General features: G+C 61.5%; 3 protein-coding genes. All 3 read left to right on the top strand.

The annotated features are described in order from the left end of the window. Window positions 1-1,597 (top strand): GspE/PulE family protein (locus ACIQ67_RS20030; protein WP_397536135.1); only part of this gene is annotated, 1,597 nt, incomplete at its 5' end. A gap of 115 nt (window positions 1,598-1,712) precedes the next feature. Then, on the top strand, window positions 1,713-2,183 hold the full coding sequence (locus ACIQ67_RS20025; RefSeq protein ID WP_397536134.1) for a tripartite tricarboxylate transporter TctB family protein: 471 nt from the start codon (window positions 1,713-1,715) through the stop codon (window positions 2,181-2,183). A 9-nt stretch (window positions 2,184-2,192) separates the two neighbouring features. Further along, window positions 2,193-3,704: a tripartite tricarboxylate transporter permease gene (locus ACIQ67_RS20020; protein ID WP_397536133.1), complete on the top strand. Its 1,512-nt coding sequence runs from the start codon at window positions 2,193-2,195 to the stop codon at window positions 3,702-3,704. Window positions 3,705-3,888 lie beyond the last annotated feature (184 nt).

The raw sequence follows: 3,888 nt of genomic DNA, 5'->3' as shown, positions 1-3,888 counted from the left end.
CGCCGGCAGCAACAAGCCGCTGGATGTGGATCAGCTGACCGAGTGGCTGGCTGCACGTGCCCAGCTGCCCTATCTGCGCATCGATCCTCTCAAGGTGGATGTGGGCCGCGTGGCCGACATCATGTCGGTGGGCTATGCCGAGGCCAAACGCTGCCTGCCGGTGCAACTCGGGCTCAACGATGTAACGGTGGCGACCTCTGAGCCCTTCGACACGAGCTGGGTCGCGCAGATCGAGTCGCATACCCGCAAGCCGATCAAGCTGGTGGTGGCCAATCCGCTGGAGATCGCGCGGTACACGACCGAGTTCTTCACGCTGGCGCGCTCGGTCCGCAATGCGGCCAAGACGGGTGAGGTGGCGGCGGCGGCCAGCTTCGAGCAGCTGGTCGAGCTGGGCAAGAACAACAAGCAGCTCGATGCCAACGACCAGGGCGTGGTGCAGGTGGTCGATTGGCTGTGGCAGTACGCATTCGACCAGCGCGCCAGCGACATCCATCTGGAGCCGCGCCGCGAGATGGGCGTCATCCGCTTCCGTATCGACGGCGTGCTGCACACGGTCTACCAGCTGCCAAGCTCGGTGATGAGCGCGATGACCTCGCGCATCAAGCTGCTCGGGCGCATGGATGTGGTTGAGAAGCGCCGGCCGCTGGACGGCCGCATCAAGACGCGCAACCCGGCCGGCGACGAGGTTGAGATGCGCTTGTCGACCCTGCCCACCGCTTTCGGCGAAAAGATGGTGATGCGCATCTTCGACCCGGATACGGCCGTCAAGGATCTGGATCAGCTGGGTTTTTCGGGCCACGACGCCGAACGATGGAACAAGCTCACCTCGCAGGCGCACGGCATCATTCTGGTGACGGGCCCGACCGGCAGCGGCAAGACCAGCACGCTGTATTCGACGCTCAAGCGGCTGGCGACCGATGAGGTCAATGTCTGCACCATCGAGGACCCGATCGAGATGATCGAGCCGGCCTTCAACCAGACGCAGGTGCAGTCGGTGCTGGATTTTGGCTTTGCAGAAGGCTTGCGTGCGCTGATGCGCCAGGACCCGGACATCATCATGGTGGGCGAGATCCGCGACCTGGAGACCGCCGAGATGGCCATCCAGGCCGCGCTGACCGGCCATCTGGTTTTCAGCACCCTGCATACCAATGATGCTGCGTCGGCAATCACCCGGCTGATGGACCTCGGCGTGCCGTCCTATCTGATCAATGCGACCGTGATCGGTGTGCTGGCCCAGCGCCTGGTGCGCACGCTATGCCCACACTGCAAGACGCCCGACCCGAACGTGACGCGCGAGACGCTCAACGAGATGCTCAAGCACTGGCGCATGAATGGCGGGGTGAAGCCCTACAAGCCCGTCGGCTGCCTGGAGTGCCGCAATACCGGCTATCGCGGGCGTGCCGGCTTGTATGAGCTGCTGACGGTCAGCGAAGCGGTGAAGTCCTCCCTGCATCCGGTGACCGACATCTCGGCCATGCGGCGGCAGGCGATCCAGGAAGGCATGCGACCACTCCGCCTGGCTGGAGCCATGAAGGTGGCCGAAGGAGCGACGACGCTGGAAGAGGTGTTGCGCTCCACGCCGCAGTGGGAGGCCTAACTACAGCGCACAGGACGTCTGGGTCAGCGCTTGGTCTTACGTGTAAACCACACAGTTCTCAAGGGGATGGCTGCCTAGAATGCGGCCGATCTAACGAGACATAGAAGGTTCACACATGAGGGTCAAGAGTCAGAAAGACTTCTGGTCGGGGCTGATGTTCATCGTCATGGGCGTCAGTTTCGCCTGGGGCGCAACTGAGTACAGCTTCGGCTCCTCGGCGCGACCGGGACCAGGCTACTTCCCCTTCGGCTTGGGTGTCCTGCTTGCGGTACTTGGTGGCATTGTGTTGTTCAAAGCGTTGACCATCGAATCGGATAGCGGTGATCGAATCGGCAGCATTGCCTGGAGGCCGCTGCTGGTGATCGTCGGGGCCGTGCTGCTGTTCGGCTTCTTGCTACCACGGCTGGGTCTCTTGCTGACGCTGCCAGTGTTGATCATTGTTGCGGCCTTTGCTGGGGATGAGTTCAAGCTGCGCGAAGCCTTGATCAATAGCGTGGTGCTGACGGCCCTGAGTTGGGTGGTCTTCATCTGGGGCCTGGGTCTGGTGATTCCGACTTGGCCACCTTTCCTGACCACGAGCGCTTGAGGATTCCCCATGGACTTGCTGAATAACCTGGCCCTGGGTTTCCAGACGGCGCTCTCTCTGACCAATCTGATGTACGCCTTCTTCGGTGCCATGCTTGGCACCTTGATCGGCGTGCTACCCGGTCTTGGACCCGTCGCAACGATTGCGATGCTGCTGCCGTCGATCTACTCACTGGATGCGACGCCTGCCTTGATCATGCTGGCTGGCATTTACTACGGCGCGCAGTACGGCGGCTCGACCACGGCGATCCTGATCAACGTGCCCGGTGAGTCGAGCTCGGTGGTGACGGCGATCGACGGTTACCAGATGGCCCGTCAAGGTCGCGCCGGCGCTGCGCTGGCCGCTGCCGGCTTGGGCTCCTTCTTCGCGGGTTGCGTCGGCACCATCATCATTGCCGCATTCGCGCCGCCTTTGACCGAACTGGCCTTCAAGTTCGGCCCGGCAGAGTATTTCTCGCTGATGGTGTTGGGTCTGATCGGCGCCGTGGTGCTGGCGTCGGGCTCCCTGATCAAGGCCATCTCGATGATCTTGCTGGGCCTGCTGCTCGGGCAGATCAACACCGATGTGATCTCCGGTACGCCGCGCTATTCCTTCGACATCGCTGAGCTGACGGACGGGATCAACTTTGTCGTGATCGCCATGGGTGTGTTCGGCTTCGGCGAGATCATTGCCAATCTGGGCAAGCCGGCGGAGCACCGTGAAGTCTTCACCAAGGACGTGAAGGGCTTGTGGCCGACGCGACAGGATTTCCAGGAGGCCTGGCCTGCAGTGCTGCGCGGCACGACGCTTGGCAGCATTCTGGGAGTCTTGCCTGGTGGCGGGGCGCTCCTGGCGGCGTTCGCGGCCTACACCTTGGAAAAGAAGATCACCAAGAACCCGCGAGTTCCCTTCGGGAAGGGTGCGATCCAGGGCGTGGCAGGTCCGGAGGCGGCCAACAATGCGGGCGCACAGACCAGTTTCATTCCTATGTTGACGCTGGGCATTCCGCCCAATGCGGTGATGGCCTTGATGGTTGGTGCGATGACCATCAAGGGCATTCAGCCCGGACCGCAGGTCATGACCAGCAATCCTGAGTTGTTCTGGGGCTTGATCGCGTCCATGTGGATCGGCAACCTGATGCTGGTCATCCTCAACCTGCCGTTGATCGGTATGTGGATCAAACTGCTGACGGTGCCTTATCGTTTCCTGTTCCCGGCGATCGTCACCTTCTGCTGTATCGGCAGCTACACCCTCAACAACAACAACTTCGACGTCTACATGACGGCAGGCTTCGCCATCGTCGGCTACCTCTTCTATAAATTGGGCTGTGAACCTGCACCCCTGTTGCTAGGCTTCATCCTGGGGCCGATGATGGAAGAAAACCTGCGGCGCGCGTTGCTACTGTCCCGTGGTGACTGGGGTACCTTCATGACCCGCCCGCTTTCGGCAGGCTTGTTGATCGCGGCAGCACTCATGGTCGTGGTCGTCATGCTGCCCTCCATAAAGAACAAGCGGCAAGAGGCCTTCCAAGAAGAAGACTGAACCTCAGCAGCCGCGCCTCGCGCAGAGAACTTGGCTCGCTGAAGACGTGAAGACGGCTAACGCAGAATGCGTTAGCCGTTTTTTCTTGCGGCGAGGGGAAAAGCTGTGCCATAATCTAAGGCTGCGCTGAAGACAGCAGGTGCCGCGAAAGCGGCGCTGGCAGAGTTGGGTGCAGGGTGGTAGA

It is taken from the genome of Roseateles sp., assembly GCF_044373315.1.
In the GTDB taxonomy this organism is placed as follows: domain Bacteria; phylum Pseudomonadota; class Gammaproteobacteria; order Burkholderiales; family Burkholderiaceae_C; genus JACDQM01.
Note: the sequence above shows the minus strand (reverse complement) of the source record. Positions and strands in the feature narration are given on the sequence as shown.